Annotated in this window: 20 protein-coding genes and 4 pseudogenes; 9 read left to right on the top strand and 15 right to left on the bottom strand. The window is 43.0% G+C overall.

Annotated features, from left to right (window positions below):
- Nucleotides 1-14: 14 nt before the first annotated feature.
- Nucleotides 15-380: a hypothetical protein gene (locus F6K64_RS31765; RefSeq protein ID WP_287267458.1), complete on the top strand. Its 366-nt coding sequence runs from the start codon at nt 15-17 to the stop codon at nt 378-380.
- Here the strand turns inward: F6K64_RS31765 and F6K64_RS31760 are convergent.
- The 3 genes and pseudogenes from F6K64_RS31760 to F6K64_RS31750 all read right to left on the bottom strand — a co-directional run bounded on the left by F6K64_RS31760 (nt 263) and on the right by F6K64_RS31750 (nt 5051).
- The gene (locus F6K64_RS31760) at nt 263-1459 is read right to left on the bottom strand and encodes an HhoA/HhoB/HtrA family serine endopeptidase (RefSeq protein WP_287267457.1); all 1197 of its coding nucleotides are present in this window, start codon (nt 1457-1459) and stop codon (nt 263-265) included. The genes F6K64_RS31765 and F6K64_RS31760 overlap by 118 nt on opposite strands.
- A gap of 418 nt (nt 1460-1877) precedes the next feature.
- A pseudogene (locus F6K64_RS39220) lies at nt 1878-4139 on the bottom strand (tetratricopeptide repeat protein).
- Nucleotides 4140-4214: 75 nt separating this feature from the next.
- Nucleotides 4215-5051 (bottom strand): esterase/lipase family protein, encoded by an 837-nt coding sequence (locus F6K64_RS31750; protein WP_287267455.1) that lies wholly within the window; start codon nt 5049-5051, stop codon nt 4215-4217.
- 524 nt (nt 5052-5575) lie between these two features.
- Here F6K64_RS31750 and F6K64_RS31745 point away from each other — a divergent pair.
- Complete coding sequence (locus F6K64_RS31745) at nt 5576-5830, top strand: hypothetical protein (protein ID WP_287256131.1); 255 nt, start codon at nt 5576-5578, stop codon at nt 5828-5830.
- Nucleotides 5831-6417: 587 nt separating this feature from the next.
- Here the strand turns inward: F6K64_RS31745 and F6K64_RS31740 are convergent.
- The 4 genes from F6K64_RS31740 to F6K64_RS31725 all read right to left on the bottom strand — a co-directional run bounded on the left by F6K64_RS31740 (nt 6418) and on the right by F6K64_RS31725 (nt 10612).
- A complete protein-coding gene (locus F6K64_RS31740; RefSeq protein ID WP_008191035.1) occupies nt 6418-6645 on the bottom strand; it encodes a hypothetical protein in 228 nt (75 codons plus the stop codon).
- 256 nt (nt 6646-6901) lie between these two features.
- On the bottom strand, nt 6902-8815 hold the full coding sequence (locus F6K64_RS31735) for a glycosyltransferase family 39 protein (RefSeq protein WP_287267453.1): 1914 nt from the start codon (nt 8813-8815) through the stop codon (nt 6902-6904).
- A 283-nt stretch (nt 8816-9098) separates the two neighbouring features.
- Nucleotides 9099-9269, bottom strand: coding sequence for a hypothetical protein (locus tag F6K64_RS31730; RefSeq protein ID WP_154659985.1), 171 nt, complete (start codon nt 9267-9269; stop codon nt 9099-9101).
- On the bottom strand, nt 9239-10612 hold the full coding sequence (locus F6K64_RS31725; protein ID WP_287267452.1) for a hypothetical protein: 1374 nt from the start codon (nt 10610-10612) through the stop codon (nt 9239-9241). The genes F6K64_RS31730 and F6K64_RS31725 overlap by 31 nt, the downstream gene beginning before the upstream one ends.
- Nucleotides 10613-10784: 172 nt before the next feature.
- Between F6K64_RS31725 and F6K64_RS31720 the strand changes: the two genes are divergently transcribed.
- The 3 genes from F6K64_RS31720 (at nt 10785) to F6K64_RS31710 (ending at nt 14211) form a co-directional block, all read left to right on the top strand.
- A complete protein-coding gene (locus tag F6K64_RS31720) occupies nt 10785-12122 on the top strand; it encodes an RNA-guided endonuclease InsQ/TnpB family protein (RefSeq protein WP_287360487.1) in 1338 nt (445 codons plus the stop codon).
- Nucleotides 12123-12344: 222 nt separating this feature from the next.
- Nucleotides 12345-13346 (top strand): permease, encoded by a 1002-nt coding sequence (locus F6K64_RS31715; protein ID WP_008191045.1) that lies wholly within the window; start codon nt 12345-12347, stop codon nt 13344-13346.
- A gap of 55 nt (nt 13347-13401) precedes the next feature.
- The gene (locus F6K64_RS31710; RefSeq protein ID WP_287252748.1) at nt 13402-14211 is read left to right on the top strand and encodes a TIGR03943 family putative permease subunit; all 810 of its coding nucleotides are present in this window, start codon (nt 13402-13404) and stop codon (nt 14209-14211) included.
- On the opposite strand, the gene F6K64_RS31705 is transcribed toward F6K64_RS31710, so the two are convergent.
- The 6 genes from F6K64_RS31705 to F6K64_RS31680 form a co-directional block, all read right to left on the bottom strand.
- Complete coding sequence (locus F6K64_RS31705) at nt 14171-14308, bottom strand: hypothetical protein (RefSeq protein ID WP_165691825.1); 138 nt, start codon at nt 14306-14308, stop codon at nt 14171-14173. The two genes, F6K64_RS31710 and F6K64_RS31705, sit on opposite strands and share 41 nt — an antisense overlap.
- Before the next feature lie 154 nt (nt 14309-14462).
- Nucleotides 14463-15107, bottom strand: coding sequence for a hypothetical protein (locus F6K64_RS31700; protein WP_287252751.1), 645 nt, complete (start codon nt 15105-15107; stop codon nt 14463-14465).
- Nucleotides 15067-16116, bottom strand: coding sequence for a filamentous hemagglutinin N-terminal domain-containing protein (locus F6K64_RS31695; protein ID WP_287252753.1), 1050 nt, complete (start codon nt 16114-16116; stop codon nt 15067-15069). Before F6K64_RS31695 ends, F6K64_RS31700 begins: the two co-directional genes overlap by 41 nt.
- 44 nt (nt 16117-16160) lie before the next feature.
- Nucleotides 16161-17069 (bottom strand): ATP-grasp domain-containing protein, encoded by a 909-nt coding sequence (locus F6K64_RS31690; RefSeq protein WP_287252755.1) that lies wholly within the window; start codon nt 17067-17069, stop codon nt 16161-16163.
- Between the two features lie 354 nt (nt 17070-17423).
- Nucleotides 17424-17657 carry a cyclic di-GMP-binding domain-containing protein, MshE-related gene (locus tag F6K64_RS31685; RefSeq protein ID WP_008191055.1) on the bottom strand — a complete coding sequence of 78 codons (234 nt, stop codon included), beginning with the start codon at nt 17655-17657 and terminating at the stop codon, nt 17424-17426.
- 385 nt (nt 17658-18042) lie between these two features.
- Nucleotides 18043-18357: a tetratricopeptide repeat protein gene (locus F6K64_RS31680; RefSeq protein ID WP_008191057.1), complete on the bottom strand. Its 315-nt coding sequence runs from the start codon at nt 18355-18357 to the stop codon at nt 18043-18045.
- Between the two features lie 777 nt (nt 18358-19134).
- Here F6K64_RS31680 and F6K64_RS31675 point away from each other — a divergent pair.
- Both F6K64_RS31675 and F6K64_RS31670 read left to right on the top strand, forming a co-directional pair.
- Entirely contained in the window at nt 19135-19290 is a 156-nt protein-coding gene (locus tag F6K64_RS31675) for a hypothetical protein (RefSeq protein ID WP_287267450.1), read from the top strand.
- A 733-nt stretch (nt 19291-20023) separates the two neighbouring features.
- Nucleotides 20024-20569 (top strand): annotated as a pseudogene (locus F6K64_RS31670) (caspase family protein); the annotation flags it as partial.
- Between the two features lie 619 nt (nt 20570-21188).
- Here F6K64_RS31670 and F6K64_RS31665 read toward each other — a convergent pair.
- Nucleotides 21189-21893, bottom strand: coding sequence for an AidA/PixA family protein (locus F6K64_RS31665; RefSeq protein WP_287267448.1), 705 nt, complete (start codon nt 21891-21893; stop codon nt 21189-21191).
- A gap of 128 nt (nt 21894-22021) precedes the next feature.
- On the opposite strand from F6K64_RS31665, the pseudogene F6K64_RS39215 reads away from it, so the two are divergent.
- Nucleotides 22022-22297, top strand: a pseudogene (locus tag F6K64_RS39215) (IS4 family transposase); the annotation flags it as partial.
- Nucleotides 22292-22564: pseudogene (locus tag F6K64_RS39210) on the top strand (IS4 family transposase); the annotation flags it as partial. The pseudogenes F6K64_RS39215 and F6K64_RS39210, both read left to right, overlap by 6 nt.
- A 229-nt stretch (nt 22565-22793) precedes the next feature.
- Here the strand turns inward: F6K64_RS39210 and F6K64_RS31655 are convergent.
- On the bottom strand, nt 22794-23480 hold the full coding sequence (locus F6K64_RS31655) for an AidA/PixA family protein (RefSeq protein WP_287267447.1): 687 nt from the start codon (nt 23478-23480) through the stop codon (nt 22794-22796).
- Nucleotides 23481-24572 lie beyond the last annotated feature (1092 nt).

Genomic DNA, 24572 nt, shown 5'->3' with positions numbered 1-24572 from the left:
TTCATCCCACACTCATGCTACGCATTGAGGTGTGGGGCTTCTTTTGCAGGACAGCTAATTCTGTAGCTAGCTACTACCCACCTAGTTACTGCCCACACTTGCGATCTAAATTTGAACACGGTGGGTTACGGCGCGCAGCAACACTGATTGGTAATCCCTCAAAATCCCTGACCGCGCCTAACCCACCCTACGAACTCCCGATTCCCGATTCCCGATTCCCGATTCCCGATTCCCGATTCCCGATTCCCTACTCCCTATATGATCATCGATTTTCCATGGGAAAAGCCCCTGGTCGCACCACGATTAGTTTGGTCTTACCGTTACGAAGCACTTCCACCTCTAACTGGGAGCCAACTTCAGAGGCTTCCACACCCTGCTGAACCTCAGTGGCATTTTTAACTGGTTTCGACGCAACGGTTTTAATGATATCTCCTGATTTAAAACCAGCTCTCTGGGCGGGGGAGCCTGGGACAACCCGGACGATTAAAACCCCATGATCTTGAGTGACTTTCAGGTCAAAGTCTTGGTCTTGATTAATTTTTTCTCTCAACTCTGGGGTCAAGGTCACCATCTGAATGCCTAGGTAAGGATGCTCAACTTTACCTTTAGAAAATAGTTGATTGGCAATCCGTTCCGCAGTTTCCACGGGGATAGCAAACCCTAAGCCTTGGGCATTGGCTCGAATAGCGGTGTTAATCCCAACTACTTCACCAGTGGCATTCAACAACGGACCACCAGAATTACCAGGGTTAATGGCGGCATCAGTTTGGATAAAGCTGACCCGTTTTTCAGGAACCCCGACCTGGGAACTGGAGCGCCCTAAGGCACTGATGATACCGACCGTTACAGTATTATCTAAACCGAGGGGATTACCAATAGCGATCGCCCATTCTCCTGGGGTCAAATTCTCAGCTTTACCCAAGTTGACTGTGGGCAAGTCCGTGGCTTCAATTTTGACTACCGCTACATCGGTGACTGGGTCAGTGCCCACGACTTGACCGTCAAAGCTGCGACCGTCTTTTAGGGTGACTTTAACTTCTTCTGTGCCTTCTACAACGTGGGCATTGGTAATCAAGCGTCCATCGGAGCTGAGGATAAACCCAGAGCCGGTGCCTTGCTCGATGCGCTGTTTTGGCATAGGCAGGTCTTCCCCAAAAAAGCGCCTAAAGAAGGGATTGTGGAACGGTTGTGGGATATCCCGTGATACCTGACGGGCTGCATCGATTCTCACCACTGCTGGGCCTACTTTTTCTACCGCTTTAGCAATGAAGTTCAGGTTTTTCTGGGGTGCAACCTTTGGTCGTTGTGGCGTGAATGGTTGTAATACTGCTGGAACGATTTGTGGGCGTCTGATTACCTCTTGCTCTGCCATGAGATAGCGACTACCCAAAACCCCTGCACCTCCGCCCAAGCCCAGCAATGTCAGATAAACGGTCAGCTGCTTTAGGGATAAACTCATGGTTCTAGTAATTTCACTAATTGCTTTTGGGGTCTATATACTTACACTTTACTGAAAAATGTCAAGTGTTGGCCGAAGAATATTTTGGAGTTAGGTGAAATAGCGGGTGGGGAGTGCTGATCAGGGTAGGTTTTTTGACAAAGACCTCAGGTGTGGGGTGTAGGGTGTGGGGTGTGGGGTGTGGTAATAAGATAGAGTAATTTTATATTATAGCGCTTTTGATAGGAATTTGGTAAAGAGAGCTATTCTTTGGTTGTTGGGTTGAGAATGCGTTCGCTTTTAGCGGCTCCAAAGGAGCATCGCTTAGCGTGACCAAAGGTCAATCCTGTAGGGTGAATTACAATTTCTTTTGATAACTAGTCATTGTTATGAATACATCGCACCAAATAGCCAATTTATTCTGAAAATACCTCAAAAATTAAGTATTATTAAGGATATCGCGCAACCTTTTCAAATTATCACCAAAGGTTACCGTGTTAGGATGGTTTAAGCCTAACTTCCGTTCGGCAATCTCCAATGCTTGGACAAAAAGGGGTTCCGCCTCATCGTACCGCCCCTGAGCTTGGTAGAGTGTTGCCAGGTTGTTGAGACTTTGGGCTATATCAGGATGATCTTCACCCAGCAGCTGCTTTCTCATCTCCAATGCCTGTTGATGGAGGGGTTCGGCCTCATCATACCGCCTCTGATCATAGTACAGTGCAGCCAGATTGTTGAGACTTTGGGCGACATCGGGATGGTAGTGACCCAGCCGCTGTTTTCTCATCTCCAATGCCTGTTTAGAGAGGGGTTCGGCCTCATCATACCGCCTCTGAGCATAGTACAGTGCAGCCAGATTGTTGAGACTGTCGGCCACATCGGGATGGTTTTCACACAGCACCAGCAGCTGCTTTCTCATATCCAATGCCCGTTTATAGAGGGGTTCGGCTTGATCATACCGCCCCTGATCATCGTAAAGTCCAGCCAGGTTGTTGAGAGTTTTGGCCACATGGGGATGGTCTTCACCCAGCAGCCGCTTTATCATATCCAATGCCCGTTTATAGAGGGTTTCGGCTTGATCATACCGCCCCTGAGCATGGTAGAGTAATGCCAGGTTGTTGAGACTGTCGGCCACATCGGGATGGTCTTCACCCAGCAGCTTCTTCAACAGCTCCAAAGCATCGATATAGAGGGTTTCGGCTTGATCATACCGCCCCTGAGCATAGTAGAGTAATGCCAGGTTGTTGAGACTGTCGGCCACATCGGGATGGTCTTCACCCAGCAGCCGCTTTATCATATCCAATGCCCGTTTATAGAGGGGTTCGGCTTGATCATACCGCCCCTGATCATAGTAAAGTCCAGCCAGGTTGTTGAGACTTTCGGCCACATGGGGATGGTGGTGACCCAAGCGGCTTCTAGTTATCTTTAGACATTGCTGATACCACAGTTCAGCCTGGTCATAGATACCTTGACCGTGATATAATTTCCCTAAGCTAGCAAAGGGCTTTATTATATCTTCATCCCTGATCCAGTCAGTTAGGACAGTAGCAGTTTCGGCTAAATGACGGATGAGGGGGCTAACTACTGCAGTGATTTCTTTAGTTGGTGTATAAGGAATTTTTGGAATTTTTTCTGCTATAGCCACCATTGCCTTACAAAAGCTTTGCTTGTAGCTATTGGCCTCTGGTAATTCAGCCAGCTTGGTCTGGAAAAATTATCGAATTAGTTGATGAAGTCGATAGGTTTTATATTCTGTCAGTTGCAACAGATTACGATTTACCAGAAAGCGATTGGCCGTAGGCCACGCTACGCGAACGCGTAATTCTTCTAATTCTTCTTGTTCTTCTTCCGAGTCATCTTCATCTTCAGTTTCGATAACACAATTCTCTACCAGGAACCACTCAAAAGGAGCTTGAGCAAACAGACTCAAACGAGATCCTAACTGCTGGGCTTCTGATGGCAACTCCTGCCAGGATAATTCAAATGCTGCTGCTACTCCCAACTGAGCTGTCATTTCCCCTTCTTCTGTTGGATAAAGTAACGCCTTAGCTGCTAATTTCTTTTTCTCTAAACGTTTCTGAACTTTAGCAATGGTTAAATTCGGATGTATATCTAAATATCGTCCTACTAACTCCAAACCTAAGGGCAAATACCCTAACCATTTACATAAAGCTTCTGCTGCATTTAATTCCTTATCAATGCGCTCTTGTCCAACAAGGGTACGCAATAATTCCAATGCTGCTTCAGGGGAAAGTACATCCAGGTCAATCCGTCGGTAAGAAGCTCCTGGACGCTGACGGCTGGTGATCAGCACCTTAAAGCGGGATTGGGCTGGAGGTAAGTAGGGCTGAATTCTTTGTTTGTAGTCCTTGCCGAAAGAAGGGACATCATCCAGCACGATCAATACTGTTCCTTCTGGCCAATTTCTCCAGCAGTATCTTACCTGGTCGTTGAACTCTAGTTCATCTGGAATCGTTAATCCTAATTCCCTACGCCCGAAACTGACAAGTTGAGTTCCGAGATCTCCACCGCGCACCGATAACCAGCACCTACCACCAGGGTAGTTTTCCTGATATTTCAGAGCATATTGTAGAGCTAATTCGGTTTTGCCCACACCCCCCATTCCGGCAATGGCACAAATTGCTAGTTTATCGGTCTGTTGAAGTTCCCGATGGAGCTGCTCAAGTTGATCTTGTCTCCCCACAAAGTGAGGAGTGCCACGATTAGTAATGTTAGTAGGGGGATTTGACTTTGTCCGTTCCCGGTCGGACGACTTCAGCTAATGCTCATGAATAGGAATCTCGCCAACATAAACTGTTCCGTTGCTGTCATCTTTTAGCCGTACAGTAGTCTTGAGGCATTCCTTGATAAATTTCTTGACACCAAGATAGACCTGACTGTTTTGAGACTCTGGTTTGCATAGGTCAATGTGGTTATTTGCCAGAGCAACCGGCTTCACTTTTTCAATCCCTGGGTTAGCACTATCTGGGTCTACCACCAAAATTCCTTTTACAGGCTGGGTTTCATAATAGACCTTTGTGGCAATTCCTAAACTCCGAACATTTTCTCGATACCATTCATTCAATTCTCGTAACTGAGGGTGATGAGCTTTTAGTTCCTTTACACTTACGGTGGTTTGTGCCAGAACGCCAATATTATCAATTAAATTAGCGAGATGAGCACCAGTGTGGGGAGTAGCCAGGAATACAATCCCTTTAGTCTGCTCAAGAATAGCTTGCTTTTGAAACGTCAAGGCACTGTTAAGCATTTTTTTGACTAAAAGACCGCCCATACTGTGAGTAATAAATACTAATGGACGCTTGCCAAGATCGTGGATATCTAACCAATCTAATAAATTACTGGCTTGATCGAACAGAGGCATACTGCTGTTGTTTTTCCAGTTTGTCCCTTCAGCGTCATACCCAAAAGACCAGATATTAAGACCTAGCTGATCGTTTCCTAACCAAACTGGCCAGAAGTCATCATCATCCCGTTTTCCCTCGGGATGCCACGTGCTTCTAGCATCCCCTCCCAGCCCGTGAACAAATACGACATCCGCACTGGGCAATGAGTCCTGATGGCTTGAGATTTCCATCAAGCCGGTTAATTTAGTCAAGGATTAGCCTCCAGTTTACTATATAGCATTAACTAGTAGATGCTTGAAACCCAATCTATATATAGTTTAACACAGGGAAATATAGGGAGTAGGGAATCGGGAATCGGGAATCGGGAATCGGGAATCGGGAATCGGGAAAAAATTATCAAAATTAATTACTTTTTCGATTTACTATTACCGATACTCTCGATAAAATTACTTATCAAAAAAATGCGATTCTCTGAAAGAGACGCTACGCGAAGGCTAACAGTTTTTTTGGTTAATTTTACTTTGGCTGTTTGACCTGGTGGTGCGTTACGGGGCGGACTATACTAAGGCTGGCGCTTGAGCAAACAATTAGGGCAAGTCCACCCCTAACGCACCCTACACAACTATTCCCTTTTTCCTTAAAAAAAACAATATTCTATTTCATTTCCGTACATTTTCTTTCAATACTCCCTCAAAAAATATTTTCTAAAACCCCTTGACAAAATAATTTATAATCATTATGATTATAATATAAACTTCAAACAAAGGTTTTAACGATGACTGAAGAGTTTATCCCAAACGAAAACAACAATCCTGAAGAGATTACTCCCGCTAATACTCCTCAGGAACCTTCTCCAAAAAAATACCCAGTTAAGCACATTTTGAAAGGCTCACGTAAGGCCATAATCAAGACCATGCATACCCTATATGCACTGCGTTACGCGGAAATCTCGGAGTGGAGCCCCCTTCAGCCGACGGGAATCCCAGGCGAATTTATCACGATGATGACCAAGTACCTGATTATCGATTAAACTAGTTTAGGGGGGGCAACCCCCCTGGCCAAGACATAAGGTCTCATGACATGGGATTGTGTTTAGGTTTGGTTAAAAAATTGTAGTCATCATCAAAACCTATAGCCGTGGAAAGTATTTCTGCGGCTATTTTTTTGTGGAGTTGAAGGTTAGGATGTTGAAGGTTGAAGGTTAGGATGTTGAAGGTTGAAGGTTAGGATGTTGAAGGTTGAAGGTTAGGATGTTTAAGGTTTAAGGTTATGAGGTTGAAGGTTTAAGGTTAGGATGTTTAAGGTTGAAGGTTAGGATGTTTAAGGTTTAAGGTTATGAGGTTGAAGGTTGAAGGTTAGGATGTTTAAGGTTTAAGGTTAGGATGTTTAAGGTTTAAGGTTAGGATGTTTAAGGTTTAAGGTTAGGATGTTTAAGGTTTAAGGTTAGGATGTTTAAGGTTTAAGGTTAGGATGTTTAAGGTTTAAGGTTAGGATGTTTAAGGTTTAAGGTTGTTTACCCTTGGTCTTTCAGTAGGGTATAGTAATCAGTTTAGGAATTGTGAGAATTGTTGATGCCATTTCCCTACTCCCTACTCCCTACTCCCTACTCCCTACTCCCTATTCCCTACTCCCTGTTCCATTTTCTTGATAAGCTTTAGCGGAAGCTCTCAGCCAAATGAATGCTCCGGTAGCAAATGGAATTAGTAGGAAAAGGGTACCAAATGTCAAGGGATGTTCTCTGACGTATTCGCTGTAAACCATCACTGCTATTGCTGAGCCACAATAAATTAAGCCACATAGGGGAATAGCAATCACTAGTAAAGCAAATTTAGTATCTTTATCCATGGTAGTTTGACTAGGTTTTATCTTTTTATTTAAGCAATCAGCAGTCAGCGGTCAGCAGTCAGCTATCAGTTCTTAGCTATCAGTTTGACCTGGTGGTGCGTTACGGGACGGACTTTCTCAACACTGGATACCGATAAAATGAAGGCGAGCCCGTCCCTAACGCACCCTACGCAAATTTTTTACTGAGTGAAGTCACAGGCTGGAAGCCTGTGCCACGAAGCTGACGGCTGACCACTGACGGCTGACGGCTGACTGCTTAATTCTTAACACATCGATAAAGCTTATAGTTATACTGACCAGCCCACTTTCGAGAGCGCTTTTCTCGAAAGCATTGCTGAGATTCTAGGTCAATTTTGGTACGGAAATTGACTAACCATAAGTCTAGTGGTCGTGGCAATTCCTTTAATTGTTGTTGTAATTGTTGGACAGCATCTTCATAACTGGAACTATTCCGGTCACGACCTACTAAGAAAAATTGGGGAAAATCCCTGGAATTATCATTAGAACCATTAGCAACAGCTATATCTTTCAATCCCCAAGCTAATCCCATCATGCGCCCGGTCTGTCCATGGTGTTTGTAGGTCGTTGCGATCGCAACCGGCGCTTCACTTGCTTCCTTAACAATAGACACTAGTAGATCCGGGCGTTCGTTTTGAAGATAACCAAAATTCGAGACTGTCACTAATCCACCCAACAGCCCAATCAACCATACCGCTACAACTATCCTTTTGCCAAAGTAAGACTTATAGCTGTTTTCATCCCGATCAGGTATATCGGATTTTCTTCCATTTCCCTGCTCCCTGCTCCCGTCTTGATGCAGTCGCTCATGGGGAGGGGCTGTGTGCGGAACCTGCGTCCGCACCTTGTAAGCCCCGTGGAAACCCCCAAGACCGCGCTGCATCGCTGCTCCCTGTTCCCTGTTCCCTATTCCCTGTTCCCTATTCCCCACTATCTGATTCCAACAACCACCTAAGCTTGCTGCCACCAAGAGGATCACTGCTGGAAAGTAGACGAAGTGAAAACGAGGGGCTGTGCTTAAATCTATACCGAAACCCCAGGTCAAGACTAAACATAACCCAATTGCTGCCAAGACATACTCCCTTAGGATGGTGATAACGGAACGGTTATGGTGATCGAGTTGCTGCAATTTCAGTCCATAGCGGAGATGGGATACTATCCAAACCACTAGGATTAACGTAACTATACCGGAAACAATAATAATTCCTAGGGATAGGTCATAGAAAGAAGAGGGTAGCAGTAACACCATACTGAACAGCCATAGTAGGAATCGTCCTATGGGTTCAATCCATCGTGCGATCGCATTTTGACTATAAATCCATTGGGTAGGGGGACTATCATGAATGGCTTGTAAGGCCGGTATCCACACTAAACATCCGGCTACCGAACCCATAGCTACTCCATAAATCCGCCACCAGTAAGGTTTGAGCAAAGCTAGTCGGTCTTGCTGAGTTTCTCGCCAAGCTTGTCCCAATAATGCGATCGCTTCCGCACCTAAAGTCAAGATAAAGAAATAATGGGTAGCAATCCCCAGACTATTCACTCCCACCCACCCTAACCCTAGCCAACTGGGCAACCCTTCACCACGGTGGATTAACTCTACCGCTTTCACCAAGCAACCCAGAGATACTATCACCAGCAAAATAGCCAGAGTATAATGACGAGCCTGTTGAGCTAGAAAAATCCCGAAAGGGGAAACAGCCATCATTGCTGCTGCTATGTGACCTACCAATAGTGAGCGAAAGGCCAGCCGACCTAGGCAAAAGATAGCAGGAATCGAGATTACTCCCAATAAAGCAGAAAGCGATCGCACTGCCCAAATCGAAACCATACCATCCTCTAATCGGAATAGTTTCAGCCACAGATGAGTCAGAGCAAAATAAACTGGGGGATGGGTACTTTCCGTTAATAAATAATGAATAACATCACTAATGCCAGCTTCAGGAGACGGTTGTAGTGGGCTTAATAGGGTTTCTACTCCCATAAACTGATTCAGAGGTAACGAGTAAAAACTGTTACCCAAGCTAAATACTGTTGTGGCACATTCATCAGTCCAAGGAGGTAAAACCCCTAGACTAGCAAAGCGGAGCAAGGTCCCAATCGTAATCCACAGCAGCAGTAATAAAGGGGTTTGGGATTTTTTTAAGTACATAATCGGTTTTGAGGGAGTAGGGAGCAGGGAACAGCGGATCTGGGAATCGGGAATCGGGAATCGGGAATCGGGAATTAAGAATTTAGAATTGGGAATTAAGAATTAAGAATTAAGAATTGGGAATCAGGAATCGGAAAAAAATATAATATCTTCAATTAAATTTCGTTTGTTTTTAAGAGTAATTTTATTGAGATATACGGAAAAAGTAAATCGCGTTAAATCGTATAAACTTGGAAAGATATGCGAAAAAAATTATACTATCGTCAATAAATTGTGATAATTTTTATTCCCGACTCCCTCGGTGCGCTTTCCGTAGGCGAATTAAATTCGCCACGGGTCGCACCGCTCCCGACTCCCTCGGTGCGCTTTCCGTAGGCGAATTAAATTCGCCACGGGTCGCACCGCTCCCGACTCCCGACTCCCTTAACGACCAAATAACCTTAAAATTATCCACATTAGCAAAGTAGCGATCGCACCAGTGAGAAGACTCCAGGCAAAAGCTGGTGTCAAGATAAAGATAGTATTGTTATCAGGGGGTTGTTGTTTAACTAGGACAGTAGCGGTAATGCTACTGGTTGCTACTCCCACACCAGCCAGAGCAATGCTTTGGTGTAAGCTACGATTACTCTGGGTTTGGTAAGTTTGGGTCATGCCATCTACTGTCCGAATTAGATTTTCTAGTAAGGTTAAACCAGACTTAAATCTCCCATGATCCATCTCCACTTGTTGCAGATATTGGCTAGCTGCTAAATCCCTAAACTCTCTCAGAATGTGCCAATCACTCCGTTGATAAACCTGTTTTAATTTAGTCAATCGTTGTTGGTAATCTTCGATATTGGTTTTAATGGTTTGGGTTTGGGAATCCAGCATCCCTAAATTAGTAGCATAACGAGACAATAGGTTGAGATTATTGCTTAGTATTTCCCTTAATTTTAATGTATTTTGGGGTAACATGCTGATCTGAGCAATACTAGTTTTAACTGAGACTAGATCAGCTTTAAGTTCTGCTAGTGGTCGGTTAATTTCACCATAAGCCCAAAGAATTTTGTTACGATAATACAATAAGTAAATTAAGTCTATATAAATACCAGTAATGCTATCGATGATAGAATCAATAGAACGCTTTTTGGGAAACAACCAAATTAAAAGATGATGGTTGTTTTTGATCGCTTCTGGCTCTGACCAATCAGCGGGAGGACGCCAAAATTCAAATAAAGTACCCCCTAGCACTTTGCCTTGGGCTTGAAAGTCTCTTGACCAGTCGGGTTTAGACACCAGTTGCTTGTAGCATTCTAGGGCAATTTGTGTAGGGTCTTGATCACGGTCACACAGTTGACCCCACATGATCCAAGTTTGACCAATTGCTCCAGGTTGATGATTGATGTGGGCAAGAATTTCCCCTTGGATTTTCTTAATATTTGTAATGGGTTGGGGTGAATGGTTTGATTGTCTGATCCCATCAGCATAGACTCCGGAACAGTTTACCTGAAGGGCGTAAGTGTTACCAATTTGGATAGGGTAGTAGTAGCCTTCCAAAGGACGCTCGAAATGCTTGACCACATCAGCACCCAATAGTTCCACCAACCTAGATTCTGAGCGTTCTGCCTGTTTGAGCTTAGCCAGTAACGTCGGCTCTAGGATCAGGTCTGATTCATCACCCTCGGGATGACCATAGATTCTTTGCCAGAATCGTTCACGGTTATAATCAATAATTTCCGGGTCTTGCCCTAGACCTTCCCGTAGATCGTAGAGGAATAGGTCAAGAGTAGGGTATACTATTTTATTTAGGTCAGACATTGGCTTAACCTTCCAACGGATAGTAACAAGGATAGTAAAACTCTTACCAAGAAGCGATGGTGAAAGCCCCTGTGTTTTAACCAGGGGATGAAACCGAGCGAGCCTTCGTCCGCAGACACATTTATGTGTCCTGTTTATGGTATAATGAGTAATTCGCGAGGAGGTGATTCAAGTGTACGGCTGTCAGCAAGTTTTATTAAGTCCAGATCGCGAATTGTCGGCAATTCTCAACTTTTTATGCATACAATCTCATAGATTGACAAATATGGGAATCTACTTTGCTCGTCAAATCTACTTTAAAGCCAATCGCTACATAAGTAAGTTTGAGCTAGAAAAAGAATACAAGCCCAATATTCACTATAAGGCACTTCACTCCCAAGCAGCCCAACAAATACTTCGATCGGTATACGAGTCCTTTAAATCCTACAAAGAATTGATTAAAGCATACCGAAAAGGGAAGATTGAGAATATACCAAGACTGCCCAAGTATAGAAAAAAAGGAGGTTTGGCATTGGTCAGTTATCCAAAGCAAGCCTTAAGATTAATAGATGGAAACATAAGAATACCATTGGGCAGCCAAGTAAAGTGCTGGTTTGGCATTGATAGTTTTAGATTGCCTCTTCCTAGCAATATTGAATTTGATGAAATCAGAGAATTAAGAATACTGCCAAGGAATAGATGTTTCTATGTTGAGTTGGTTTATAAAAAAGAAATAGAAACGCCAAGTGGTGAACCCGAGAATGTACTTGGAATTGACCCAGGATTGGATAACTGGCTAACCTGTGTTTCTAATGTAGGAACTAGCTTTATTATTGATGGCAAGCACATCAAATCGATGAATCGTTGGTATAACAAACAAATATCAACAATCAAACAAGGTCAAGCGCACCTAAAAGGATTTTGGTCTAAAGATATAGCGGCGATAACTGAAAAACGTAACCGTCAGATGCGCGATGGAATTAACAAAGCCGCGAGACTAGTTATCCATCATTGCTTGGAAAATCAAATTGGTCGAGTGATTTTTGGTTGGAATAAAGGAGGCAAGCATGAGATAAGACTAGGCAAAAAGATTAACTCGGAGTTTGTGCCAATTCCTACAGCTAGACTCAAAGAAAGAATTGCTCAGCTTTGTCAACAGTATGGAATCGAGTTTATAGAAACAGAAGAAAGCTATACCAGTAAAACATCGTTCTTAGATGGTGACTATCTGCCAAAATATGGTGAAAAACCCAAGGATTGGAAGCCGTCAGGGAGAAGAACGAAGCGCGGTTTATACCGAACGGCAATGAATTGGTATGTCAATGCGGATTGTAATGGTGCTGCCAATATAATCCGCAAAGTAAGCAGAACGCTAGGTATTAGCCTAGACCGACTGGGTAGGGGCGTTTTGACTCGTCCCCACAGGGTATTCCTGTGGTCAGCTAATAAGAAAACAGCGTGGAGTGACGTGGATTCATCCAGTCACGAAACCTCCTTATTAGAATCCCCCGTCATTTATGCGGGGGAGTAGTCAACTATTCCAAACGCTCTCACGAAGTGTAGCTAAGCGCCACCCTACGGGGAAAGATCTGGCCTCTATGTCACAAAACAATCGTCTGATATCAGGTAAGGTTTTCCCGATTAAATTTCCCTATCGGTGGTATCCAAAAGCCTTACCACAGACTAGTGTTTGACTTTTGACCTTTGATTTTTGTCTTGCTTATAACGTTGCTCAAGCATAAATAGGAAATGCATGAATCAGCTCAACAACGCCTTCACCCTATTCTTGAGTTTGTTGGTTGAAGCAACACCTTTTTTGCTACTGGGGGTGATTCTCTCCAGCTTACTGCTGTTTTTTGTGGATGAGCGCAAGCTGATTGCTAGTATGCCTCGCCACCCCTTTCTAGGAGCAGTTTTTGGTAGTTGTGTCGGCTTTTTGTTCCCAGTGTGTGAGTGTGGTAATGTGCCAGTGGCTAGGCGGCTGCTGAGCCAGGGAGCACCAGCACCAGTTGCAATTGGGTTTTTGCTCGCAGCCCCAACCATCAATCCTGTAGTAATTTGGTCAACCTGGGTAGCCTTTCGAGACCAGCCGGAAATCTGGGTATTGCGAATTTTATTTTCCTTAAGTATTTCCATTTTTATCGGCTGTGTCTTCAGTACTCAGAAAGACTTAGGCCCCCTACTGCAACGAGCAGTGTTTCGCTCTAGACCAAGGAAATTTGCTGAGGATAAGCCAGCATTACTACAATCAGGCTCATATTTACTCGGTCAATCTGGTACACCCTTGGCCTTAGACGCTAATGTCTTAAACACACCCCCTAGCCAGGACATACAAAGCAAACCCTTGCCTGACCGACTACAGCTATTTATCGAAAATGCTATACAAGAGTTTCGGGAGCTAGGCTCAATCCTAGTTTTAGGTAGTGCGATCGCAGCCATAATTCAAGTCGTTATCCCCCGTGATATTATCATCAGCCTCGGTCAAGGACCAGTGATGTCTATTTTGGCCATGATGCTATTGGCCGCTGTAGTATCCATCTGTTCCACCGTCGATGCATTTTTTGCCCTCGCCTTTGCCTCAACCTTTACTAGTGGCTCGTTGTTAGCATTTCTAGTCTTCGGACCAATGATTGACATCAAAGCCATCGGCTTACTGTTATCGGTATTTAAAACCAAGTCAATCATTTACCTATTTCTCATAGCAGGGCAGTTAACATTTTTATTGACTTTGTTTATTAATTTGTATGTTAGTTAGGGAGTAGGGAGTTATAAAATTTTAAATCCTCCTACAATCCATTGGCTTGTTAATCATGAATCCATCTAAGCATTCAGGACGTTTGTCCAGAAAAAGTTCCTACAGGAGAAACTGGTCAATTCCTCTTTTAGAAGTAATTTCTTTAGCGTTATGGGGAGTTTTATTGTTGAAATACTGGCTAAGTGGTCAGTTAAGCTTATTAATTCATCCCAATTACTTTAGCTTGGTAATTATCACTGGTGTAATTTTATTGTTAATATCAGGCTTGAGGTTATCCCAACTGCTGAAGTTAGAGCGTCAACACCGGTTAGGTAAGGGAGTAACTAGGCCAGCTGCTCAACATACAACCTTATTTCCCCCTAGTTGGAGTAGTGGCTTCCTGATCGCTACGGCAATGGTTGGTTTAATCGTGACACCCAAAGCATTTACTAGCCAAACCGCCCTACACCGGGGTATTGCCGACTCCGCCACCATAACGCGATCGCAACCGCAATCCTTCCGCAGTGCTAGCAATCCTGAAAAGCGCAGCCTAATTGAATGGATCAAGCTTTTGAATGTTTATCCTGAACCAGATGCCTATACCGGTCAAAAGGTAAAAGTAGATGGTTTTGTAGTGATTCATCCTAATCTCCCTCTAGACCATATCTTAATTTCCCGGTTTGTGATTACTTGTTGTGCTGCTGACGCTTATCCTTTAGGTTTGCCAGTTAAACTTACTGAAAACCGTAATGATTATCCGTCCGATACCTGGATCGAAGTTGAAGGTAACATGATTACAGAAACCCTCGATGATAAACGCCAGCTGGTGATTGAAGCCAGTGGGATTAAGAAAATTCCTGAACCGGAAAATCCTTATTATTACTAAAATCTAGGGAGTAGGGAGTAGGGAGTAGGGAGTAGGGAATCGGGAGTAGGGAATCGGGAGTAGGGAATCGGGAGTCGGAAGTCAGAGTTGCGAACATTGAATTTATAATTTACCTCAATTCTCCCCCACTCCCCACACTCCCCACACTCCCCACACTAGACCTCTTGCAAAAATAAATATGAAATCAAAATCTAGCCCTTTTGCCTTTTGCCTTTTGCCTTTTGCCTTGTGTTGACCAAGGTTTATGAGACTTATGCAAGAGGTCTAATAAAGACCGAGCCACCATTCCCTGAAAACCTCTGCTTACTACTATCTATCTCAAACTTCGTAAACTTATCATTGACTAGGTTAGCTACGGTACCGTCACCAGTCAGAAGTGAACTAATTGTAAGCTTGTCACTAACTAAGGATGGGTTAGCTTGATACTGATTGGTTAACAATACCAGTCCATTCGGTGCTTTAATCTCAATGTTGCCAATTTCGATATTTGCACTAGTAGCAGCAGTCCCAAAATTAGGAGCAAGGTTACCACTATCGGTATTTCCTGGAAAACCTCCCAGTAATGTCCAATCTATACCAGCACGAATATCGAGGGTAGGTCGCTTACTGCCATCAATCACTACAGAAGTTCTCGCTTCATCGGACAAGGTCACATTAGCCAGACTAGCCAAGAACGGATTGGAATTATTAGGGCTAATGGCATTATCTCCGGTATCGGTAGAGTTAATTTCGATGTCCCCAACGGTAACACTTCCTCCTGCCAAAATATGCAGTGATGCTCCGGTATAGTTTCCTAAACTAACATCTCCATTAGCTAGAATAATGGGATCATTGGGACTGATGAAATTCCCTGGGTTACCATCCAACTGCCTGCTCGATGCTGATATTTCCGCCAACGGTATAGTTAGTATCTCCTGTGATCGGACCCGGCGATCGCAACCGTAAATCGGAACCAACAAATAAACCGCTATCGGAATGGTTCTTTGCTGCAATAGTAATCGACTGATTACCCTGAATTACGAACAAACCACCTGCATTGGCGATAAACGGTTGCGCTACACTATCGCTAATGTTGACTGTATCTTCTGCCAACAGAGTCAAATTCCGACCAGCTTTTAGTTGACCCTGTAAATCCAGATGGCCTGCGGCTAGGGTCAAGTCTTTTCCAGCAGCTAAATTGCCAGCATTTGTAATTGTTGTCCTGGGGTCATATTTGCCATACTGCAATCCTGGGGTAATATTAATCGTTAAGAGTGGTGGGGCTTGTGGGGATGTGGCACTAAACTCCAGCCCATCACCAAATACCAAGCTATTAGCAGTAGACGCAAAAAAGGAACCAGCGACATCTAATTTTGCCTGGGATCCAAACACAATACCATTGGGATTGAGCAAAAACAGATTAGCGGATCCATCTACTCCCAAAGTGCCTAGAATATTGGATAGATTCCCCCCGGTTACCCGGGTTAGAATATTCTCGATCCCAGAGGGATTAGCAAAATAAACCCGTTGCAGTTCTCCGACATTAAATTCCTGGAAACTGTGAAATAAGTTAGCACCTCGTGTTGCGCCACCTTCGATCACATCCCCGATTTCTCCTCGGACAGTGGTATTAGGTATCACCACTGACGATTCATTACCCAATGTCCCATCCGGAACCATGTCGGCCAAGGCATAGTCGGCCAAAATACAGTTTCCCGACATGGCTAGGGTTACCCCACCTAGGGCGAAAGACATTGCTGTCGCCCAGCCTCCGGTAAGGGTGAGCACCGGCTTTGCTGCTGCCATATTCAGCTTCAAGTTATTGATTGAGATAGCGTTAGGGGAATTTATCAGTAAATGCCTTCGCGTAATTGTAAGCATTCGGCTATCAGCCATTCCCGTAGCGTGGCCAACGGCCAAGGCCAAAGACTGACTGCTGACTGCTGACTGCTGACTGCTGACTGCTTACATTAAACATGCTGCCCTATATTTTTGTTTAATTCCATATAAAATTCCCCTTTGTTTCCATTATCCGGGAGCCCAGCTGTTTGCCCATCACCAAGCTCTATAATCATCCAATCATCATTAGTCTTCTTAGCAATATCCATCGTGAAAAAATTACTATCTATTTTTTGGGCAACATCAAGAAAAGGCGTGAGGTCTAGTATTGTATCACCATAGTCACCTTCATCCCAATAATTAAACAGTTTTACCAATTTACCAAAAACGAATAATAGTCTGTACTCTTTTGTCAATGGCATACCACTTTTAGAATGTTCCGTTAAAAATTCCAGCTCTTCAAATTTTCGGAACACCAGCCCTTCATTCAAGGCCGAACCTCGCAGCTCTATAAACCTTTCTACTATCTTCTTCACGTTGTCTTTATTGGATGCATCTGGAATAAAGCAAGCTTCCTGCCAGTTATGTTTTTCTGATTTTACATAATCCTTGACAATAATAGGATAATTTCCAAACTCATCGGTCAGGGAATTAATCACTTCCCAATTATTCATTTCCTGACCCACTGTCCAATTCGATTTTGGAGTTAAAGCATTGATTTTTGGATAATACTCAGGTAAATAGTGACAATATTTAAATTCTGCTGGAGTATTAATCAGTTTGATCTTCTTGTTTAAAAGTCCATGATAAAGTAACCCATAGGATAAAGGAGTTAACATCCATCCACGATAAATAGCCAATTCCTCCACTTCCGCATTTTCCACATACCTTAATGAACGAGCTACCTTGCCATCAGTCAAGTCTTCAAAGCTGAATAGGGAAGTTATGAAGCCAGCTAATTTGGCAGCTTTAATCTCTTCTTCGTAATCAGGTTCTATCAGTTTATGGTCAAAGACGCTATCGCAAAATATTACTCTCATTTCCAGTTTTATCTTATGAATGATGAGGATTTAAATAATTACAGCGGTTTTCAATTCGGTCAGCTATAAATCTCTGGATTTTAGGGACTTTGGAGCAGTGAATTCAGCAATTGCTATAGTAACGGATGTAGTAAAGTATGTAGTAACGGATGTAGTAACGGATGCCGTACTTGATGTAACAAATGGGGTGTGATGGGTGATTAAACGGAGGCGATCAATTGCTCCTATTGTTTCTAATATCTAATCCCTAAAGCTAATCCGAAGATACCATTCAAAGCTATCAAAACCTTTAGATAATAACGATGGAATACGTTTGAATTTTGGCGTTTGAATTTTGAATTATATCCAGTGGGACTAGTCAATCACCCAAAACCCATTTATTCGCCAATATTGTTCCAAAAGTGCTTGCTCCAAATCCTGAGATTCAATCAATCCTTTAGTTACCAAAATTTCTCCCAATTTGATTCCTGTTAAAGACTGGATTTCCAGGGCTTTATTGAGTTGATTTGTAGAAATAATTCGTTTACGAATCAGAATTTTACCAAGTTGCATGACTGGGTGCTTTTGTTTCAAGTAATAATCGAACATTGGTCATTAGTCAATTTCCAATTTCCAAAGTTAATTGGAAATTGACTAATGACATTTGACAAATGATTGTTAAATGAGTTAATCAATAGATGCCGTTGGCGAGCCTCACCAATAGTGCATAGTCTTTGAACAACCCACTAGTTAATCACGCGCTTTGTGAAAATTTATGAAAAAGGCGAGAGTAAGAATTCAGGACTTCCGTAGTAACACTATCTGTAGGGTGCGTTATTAACGTAACCTACTACTTGTAGCGTTTAGTGCCCAGTTTTGTGTCAGTCCTGAAGCGGAAAGCGCACCTGTAGTTAACTTTTGCCTCTTGTCTCTTGCCTATTGCCAATGCCATTGCCCCTAGCCCTATACCATTCACTACACAGGCTTAAGCGAATCACCGTGAGTAAAGGTGGTGAATTTTGGCTATTATCTTTTGATAATCATCCGTTTTACCCTTTTTTTGGTAAATTGCAGCTGATTTTTGAAAATTTGCTAGGGCTTCTTGATGCTTACCTAATTCTCGAAGGCATATGCCACGGTTGTCATAGGCAGCAGCATGGTTGGGGTCAATCTCAATGGCTTCATTCAATTCCAGAATGGCTGCTTGAAATTTGCCCACCACTAGATGGCTAATTCCTCTAAAGTAGTAAAAATTAGCACTTTGAGAATTAGTTTCTTTTGGCTGCTGACGTTGCTTAAAAATTTCCATTGGCTTACCTATTGCTACTTCAATTAGTAGGTAGCTACAAACTACTCAGGAGCTACCGATTTAGATGTTATTGACCAATCCCTAAAATCCCGGTTTTTGGGAATATAAAGATTAGGTTTCAGTCTTGCCTAGTCTGTCTTTGAATACTGGTTTACTCAACAATGTTGGGCTTTGCCATCAAACCTGCCATGGATTTAAGTCCACAGCTCATAGCTAAGGTCGGTTTCAACCGACTACAACCCTTTATCTCTAGTCCGTTTTAACAGACTTGAGTTATTAGGTAGTTATTAATCCTAGGGTGGGCAGTGCCTACCAACGCGCTTTGCAAGCTTGATTATCTGTCTGGTGCACTGCCCACCCTACATGAACTAGCTAGTCATTAATCCTAGGGTGGGCAGTGCCTACCAACGCCCTTTGCAAGCTTGATTATCTGTCTGGTGCACTGCCCACCCTACATGAACTAGGGGTTTTACCCCCTAGCGGGATAGCAGCGACACCATAGTTTGTAGGAGCTTTGTCAGTCAATCAGCCCTGAATAACACCTGAATAACAATAGAGGTAATAACCTCTATTACAATTAACTACCAGTACGACATCCTATCAGGGTAGAGTGAAAAATTTGTGAACAGAGAAAAAGGCAATTAGGTGGGCTTTCCGCATCTAATTATTAAATTCGCCACGGGTTGCATCTGAAGACTAACAGACAAAAGAAAACGACCGCACAATCAAAGGGAGTTATAAGCTAGGCAGATAGGGAGTTCAATGCTGTAGGCACCCATGCCACCCAATATAACAGTTCTCAATTGGGTTCGGGAATTGGGAATCGGGAATCGGGAATCAGCAATCGGGAATCAGCAATCGGGAATCAGCAATCGGGAATCGGGAATCGGGAATCGGGAATCGGGAATCGGGAATCGGGAAAAACTTCTGTAGAGATAGCTATTTTAAGTAATTACAGTCCTAAAGCTAATAGTTCCAGGATTAAGAGTACCCACAAGGGTACTGTCAAAACCTGAAAAAAGGCACGAAACTAGAGGAAGTTGATTAAAGCTTGTTAATTGGAGAGTTCTAAACGACAGCTATGTCAGGATTCAGTCTAGGGCTAACGGGCTAGTTGAAAAGCTACCCTTATCAGCTATCAGCTGTTGATAGCTGAATACTTACTAATCCTTACTATTATACCTTCAATTACTAAGTTAATCAGTAATTTCATCCCTAACTATTCTGAGGAAATTAGAAATGAGAGAGTTCAATACATTAAGCCTAATGTTAATTATTTATCTGGTTATTTTTGTTAGCATTAGCCCTAGAGAAGCCAACAATTTTGTTCAATTTATCAATGAAGCCTGGTAATTGGTAATAGGCAGAAGTGTTGCCTAGTTAACAGGGGCAAGAGTGTTGCGATAGGGGAAAGATGGGGACTTAAGAGTGTTCGTGGGTAAGTCCTGTGGGAGAGCCACCCTTGAAAATTTGCTGCATAATTTTTGGGGGTTAGCCAGATAAGTTTATAGACACTTAAAAATCGGCTATTAGCACTCAGCATTCAGCAGGTAGTGCCTTAGCTAAATGCTTAGGAATATTGAAATATACCTGCCCCTTAATAAGGGGTTATTCCTGTTTCATAAAAAACCATAATTTGGCATTTAAGAAAATCGCCAACTGCTATATGTTCTCCCGCAACCTCGCATTTATCATCGGTATTAATAACTATACAAACGGCATTTCCACCCTGAACACCGCCGTCAACGATGCTAAACAACTAGCAGAAATTCTCCGCGAGAAGCATGATTACGAAGTCTGGGAATGCCTAGACGAAGTGGCAACTCTGTCTAAGTTTAACAAATTTTTATCCCATACCTTACCCGAACAAGTTACTGAAAATGACCGCTTATTATTTTACTTTGCTGGTCATGGAGTCGCTCTCAATGGCGATGATGGCCCGGCTGGTTACCTAATTCCTCAAGATGCCAAACTGGGGGATACTAATAGTTATCTGCCCATGACGAAGTTACACGATGCTTTAAGTCAATTACCCTGTCGTCATTTCTTGGGTATCCTCGACTGCTGTTTTGCTGGTGCTTTCCGTTGGTCGAATACTAGGGATTTATTAACCTCGCCAGAAGTAATTCACCAAGAACGATACGACCGTTTTATTACTGACCCAGCCTGGCAAATTATTACCTCCTCAGCTTCTGACCAAAAAGCCTTAGACTGAAGTTCCCCCATACACGTGTACTATGAATCCCTCAACTCTTACGGTGCCTACATTTTGACAGGTAGGACTAATGTACTACTGGGTACCAATCGATTCATCGCCTGATGTAGTGCTGATTTTGGCGCTCATCTATTAATTTTTTATTATAGAGCGTACACATTTCAAAAACAAACCTTCACATGGCTACGGGGTTTTCTGGCCTAGGGATACTAAGTTGTGCTATAATGAATAGCCTAAGCGTACGCGCCACACTAGTCTAGTACGCTGTAATCTAATCATAGCAATAGGTACAAGCATTTTATCAAACTGGTTGTACCCAGTAGTACTATTGTTCTACAGCACTCAAAGCCTTGATTGGCATAACTTTTGGGCTATGATAGTACATTTGTACAGGTGAACTTCAGTCCATGAGCTTCCAGTTCCCTAGCCAGGGTAAGCGCAAGAAAAAATTGCCCATAATGTGCATTGGCTGGATATCGGTTGATCGTGCCTCGAAACCCCTATAATCTCGTAGAACTTTATTCTCAATAGAGTTTAATTGTTGATAATTATCCCCTTTTTTTCTCAATAAGCTACAGCTTATTGATTCTTGCGCTTACCCTGGTTACCTAGCGTTTCATAGCTTAATCCAGAAACGCCTATTTGTAATTATATTACACAATCGGTAAAAGCCATGAGTTTCACCTTTTCGATCCAACACAGTGAAATCAAAAGTGTATTTTTGCCGACCGAATGCGAGTACAGTGGCCTCCCAAAAATCACCATCTTGACGTTGCAGCGTGTAATCTATACCCCCGTAATTTACTACTGGAGTTGAACCACAAGATGGAATGTCTTGCCGAGCCTCACTCATAGGGACTGCGACACACTTTTTTATAACCATTTTTTTAGGAGTGTCCAACACATCCGGCCTTATTCTTCTTCTTGTTGGGCTAAATTTATACGACACAATATTGTATAACTCATTGTTAGAAAATGATGTACTAGACCAGCGAATTACATCGCTTGGAAATGCTGATATTGTTAGTTCTGCTCCTTCTCGTAAATTGTAAGCCCGACCGTTATTCGCTAGCATGTGAATTAATCTATTGTCAACTATCTGGGGGCTAAGTTCTGTGCCTTTACAATCAACCCATTCTATAACACCCCCGTTCACTGTTGGCGTGCAGTGGTCTTCTAGTATCCCTTCGACATCAATCGCAACGACAACATTGGTTATGACTCGCTCTTGTCCATAGACTTTAGTAGGAAAGCCAAGGACTATTCCTAGCATGACAACCCCTACCAAGCAAAAAGACAGGAATTCTTTTCCTAATTTCATTCTTCTTCCTCTTTTGGTTATCTTCTCTAGCATAGCTATTCCGAATCTAAGTACAGGACAAAAAGCTTGAAATGAATAGCAGGATAGGGTTTCATCAGAAATACCACAATCTGCCCTTAACCCTATGAATCAATAAGCGCGAATTGAAGCAATTACTCCAAGAGCATAAAGAGCTGGGATGGAGCCAGACTCTCGCTTAATGCCCTGTTCTTGTTGGCTCTGTTGAAGGTAAAAACCGTCAATCTCTGTGAGCTGTCGTTAGGGTTTGGAGGCAGGGCACTGCCGGAATCGAGCTTACTTGCGTCTCAGAGCGATTTTTTCGAGGCTTTGAGGTGGATTACGCCCAGATTGCCAAAATCGTTGTGAGCTGGATGGGGATTCCTGATGGGTGGGTGCTGACCCTCCGCTTTTGCCTTGAGTCTACTCACTTTACATTAGCTGAGCGTTTACGCAAACTTAAAGCCGCTGCTGACACTGGCACGCTCGTTGGTCAATGGGAACGGGTTTGTGGTTACACCAGTATCAACCCATTACTATTAAAAAACACGGTCGTCGGCGAGCGAGCTTATTTCGCGAACGGATTTGACTACTTGCGGCATTTGGTTTTAAATCCTTTTATCCACAATCAGGCTGACTTTTCGCACTCTCTAAAACTTTTGTCCTGTACTTAGATTCCGAATACCAGGTTTAAGCAGGTTCACAAAATTAATAATTAATTACACATTTTCCAAAACTCAAAGCCTTACAATGTAAGGGTTACAGAGATTGGGAGTAGGCAATTAATTATGTGTAGGTGCTTAGCATTGCCGTAAGAGGAAGAAATAATATATTATTTCTTCCTCTATATTGAGACTCAGTATTTTTCAAGATAAATAACTTTACAGCAGTAAAAGTTATTTATCATCGGTAGCTGATTATAATGTAAGGATCCCATCGGTAAAAGCCATGACTTCCACCTTTTTGATCCAACACAGTGAAATCAAAAGTGTATGTTTGCCGACCGGTTGCAAGTACAGTGGCCTGCCAAAAATCCCCATCTTGACGTTGCCGCCTGAATTCTATACCCCCGTAAGTTACATCTCCAGTTCGACCACAAGCTGGAATGTCCTGCCTACCCTCACTCTTGGGGATTGCGGAACAGTTTTCTGTAACCAGGTGTTGAGGGTTGTTCAACAGGTCACTCGCCCCTCCAATTTTGCGAAATTTATACAAAGGAACAGTGTACGCAGAATTGTTAGAAAATGATGTACTAGACCAGCGAATTACATCGCTTGGAGCTGCTGATATTGTTAGTTCTGCTCCGCCTTGCGAAGATACAGCCCGATCTTGCTTCACTAGCATGTGAATGAAGTCAGTGTTAACCATCTGGGGACGAGCTTGTGTGCCCTTACAATCAACCCATTCTATAACACCCCCGTTCACTGTTGGCCTGCAGTAGTCTTCTAGTATCTCTTGGGCATCAATCGCAACGAGAATATTGGTGAAGCTTGCCTGTTGTGCATGGGCTTTAGTAGGAAAGCCAAGTACTATTCCTAGCATGACAACCCCTGCCAAGCAAAAAGACAGGAATTCTTTTCCTAATTTCATTATTCTTCCTCTGTTGGTTATCTTCTCTAGCATAGCTATCCCGAATACCAGGTTTAGCATTGCCGGTTTTGGTGAATTCGCCTTTTTAGCCTTTTGTTTTTAGGCTTGGCTATCCTTCACACTCTTTAATGGTTGGCTAATTTTCCGGTTGTTCGACTCTATTTCTTCCTCTCAACTTTACCTGAGCACCTTTTAAAACACGAGCTTTTTTTTGTTTTTTGTTGTTCGGCTCTATTTTTGCCTCTCATCTCAACTTTACCTGAGCACCTTTTAAAACAGGCTTTTTTAAATCAAACCTTATTTAGGCTAGCAACTATTTTTCAACAACGAGCATTTAGTTAACTAAACGTTACACTTGATTTTGGCTAGGGTAAAACCAGGGTAATCGCATTTTGTTTGGTATAAATTGTACTTGACAAAAACAAAGATATGTAATATAACTAATTTTTGCCGTTGATTAGAGTCGATGTCCGATATTACCCGGAGCACCTCTCCTGTCATACCGTACGTGAAGGTTTCCCCTCATACGGCTCCTAGGTATCCTTAGAGGATGTTTGAAAAGTGATGAGAGGTCAAATTTTAGGCCAAGCGGCGAACCATGATCCGTATCTAGGCCAGGTAAATGAATGTCTCTGATGTTTCAGGCAACAACTCATGAACCTATCCCACTAATATAATTTTAGTAATCCACATATGAATAGTCGCGCTTGGCAAGGAAAGCATCGAACACAACACAAGCCGCGTTCCCAACGAACCACCAAACGTCGGTACTTCCTTTGATACCAAGTGAATCTTCGTTCTTGTTGAAATCGTGGTGTATCATCTTTGATTGGTCTACCTCGATGCACCAAGGACTGATCAACTCTTTTAGGGAACTGGGGTCTAATACCCCTTTTTCTGAGCAGTGAACGTTTCTCTAATGAGTCGTAACCCTTGTCAGCGGCTATTACTCGGAATCTTTTCTTGGGACGACCCCGTTTACCTGTAACAAAGCGCGATGCTATCTAGTAATGGTATCACCTGCTCCGGTTCACTCCCATTAGCTGGTGTGGTGCTGTAAGCCATGGGCATACCATTACCTTCTGTGACTGT

It is taken from the genome of Moorena sp. SIO3A2 (assembly GCF_010672265.1).
Lineage (GTDB): Bacteria > Cyanobacteriota > Cyanobacteriia > Cyanobacteriales > Coleofasciculaceae > Moorena > Moorena producens.
The sequence above is the reverse complement of the archived record's forward strand: the minus strand, read 5'-3'. Positions and strand labels throughout refer to the sequence as shown.

What these genes read in the sequence shown, in the direction of transcription:
- F6K64_RS31765 (WP_287267458.1), top strand. Translation starts at nt 15, where the DNA reads ATGCTACGCATTGAGGTGTGGGGCTTCTTTTGCAGGACAGCTAATTCT.
- F6K64_RS31760 (WP_287267457.1), bottom strand. Translation starts at nt 1,459, where the DNA reads ATGAGTTTATCCCTAAAGCAGCTGACCGTTTATCTGACATTGCTGGGC.
- F6K64_RS31745 (WP_287256131.1), top strand. Translation starts at nt 5,576, where the DNA reads ATGACTGAAGAGTTTATCCCAAACGAAAACAACAATCCTGAAGAGATT.
- F6K64_RS31740 (WP_008191035.1), bottom strand. Translation starts at nt 6,645, where the DNA reads ATGGATAAAGATACTAAATTTGCTTTACTAGTGATTGCTATTCCCCTA.
- F6K64_RS31735 (WP_287267453.1), bottom strand. Translation starts at nt 8,815, where the DNA reads ATGTACTTAAAAAAATCCCAAACCCCTTTATTACTGCTGCTGTGGATT.
- F6K64_RS31725 (WP_287267452.1), bottom strand. Translation starts at nt 10,612, where the DNA reads ATGTCTGACCTAAATAAAATAGTATACCCTACTCTTGACCTATTCCTC.
- F6K64_RS31715 (WP_008191045.1), top strand. Translation starts at nt 12,345, where the DNA reads ATGAATCAGCTCAACAACGCCTTCACCCTATTCTTGAGTTTGTTGGTT.
- F6K64_RS31710 (WP_287252748.1), top strand. Translation starts at nt 13,402, where the DNA reads ATGAATCCATCTAAGCATTCAGGACGTTTGTCCAGAAAAAGTTCCTAC.
- F6K64_RS31705 (WP_165691825.1), bottom strand. Translation starts at nt 14,308, where the DNA reads ATGTTCGCAACTCTGACTTCCGACTCCCGATTCCCTACTCCCGATTCC.
- F6K64_RS31690 (WP_287252755.1), bottom strand. Translation starts at nt 17,069, where the DNA reads ATGAGAGTAATATTTTGCGATAGCGTCTTTGACCATAAACTGATAGAA.
- F6K64_RS31685 (WP_008191055.1), bottom strand. Translation starts at nt 17,657, where the DNA reads ATGTTCGATTATTACTTGAAACAAAAGCACCCAGTCATGCAACTTGGT.
- F6K64_RS31680 (WP_008191057.1), bottom strand. Translation starts at nt 18,357, where the DNA reads ATGGAAATTTTTAAGCAACGTCAGCAGCCAAAAGAAACTAATTCTCAA.
- F6K64_RS31675 (WP_287267450.1), top strand. Translation starts at nt 19,135, where the DNA reads ATGCCACCCAATATAACAGTTCTCAATTGGGTTCGGGAATTGGGAATC.
- F6K64_RS31665 (WP_287267448.1), bottom strand. Translation starts at nt 21,893, where the DNA reads ATGAAATTAGGAAAAGAATTCCTGTCTTTTTGCTTGGTAGGGGTTGTC.
- F6K64_RS31655 (WP_287267447.1), bottom strand. Translation starts at nt 23,480, where the DNA reads ATGAAATTAGGAAAAGAATTCCTGTCTTTTTGCTTGGCAGGGGTTGTC.